Source organism: Saccharomonospora iraqiensis subsp. paurometabolica YIM 90007 (assembly GCF_000231035.2).
In the GTDB taxonomy this organism is placed as follows: domain Bacteria; phylum Actinomycetota; class Actinomycetes; order Mycobacteriales; family Pseudonocardiaceae; genus Saccharomonospora; species Saccharomonospora paurometabolica.
In genome coordinates, this window is the sequence record NZ_KI912225.1 from 9,053 (window position 1) to 9,735 (window position 683).

Here is a 683-nt window from a genome sequence, read left to right on the forward strand (position 1 = left end):
CGGGTGCGGGACGACGCGGCGGCCCCGGACGGCGCACCGGGGGACGGCGCGCCCGCGCCCGACCCGCCCGTGGTATGAGCCGCCCGTGGAGGACCCGGTCGGGTGGCCGGAGACTCACCCGACCCTGGACTCGACGTCACGCACCGAACTTGGCAAGATACGGTTCTCCCGAATCGCTCGCAGCCGCCGGGACGCCGCCGTGGAGGGACTCTCAGTGAACGCCAGGACCACGCAGGTCGACGACCTCCGGCTCGTCGCCCCTGCCCAGCGCCGTGAACTGTGCCGACCTGTTCGTCCGGTTCTCCCTCACCGAGTGGTCACTGCGGGACCTGTTCGACGAGGCCGCCGACGCCGCCCGCACACTGGTCCGTGCGGTGGTCGACCGCACGGACCAGAAGGACCCCGGTTTCGTCACCGTGCGCCTGCGGCTGTCCGGGGACTGCCTCGTCGTCGAGGTCGAGGACGACCAGCTCGACCGGATCCACGACGAGGCCCCCGCGGTGGCGGGCCGCAGCACCGGAGCCGTGCCGTTGGAGGGCCGGGGGAAGCTGGTGTGGTGCGAGGTGCCCCTCCCGGACGGGGTCACCGCGAACCAGGTGCGCCTGCCCCGCCGCGACGAGCGCCGCACCTCGCAGGTGCCCGAGCCCGCCGGGGAGCCTCCGGCCACCGGGCCGGACCCGCAG

Annotated in this window: 1 pseudogene; it reads left to right on the forward strand. The window is 74.7% G+C overall.

Features of this window, described 5'->3' with window-relative positions:
* Positions 1 to 214: 214 nt before the first annotated feature.
* Positions 215 to 683: pseudogene (locus SACPADRAFT_RS26500) on the forward strand (ATP-binding protein); the annotation flags it as partial.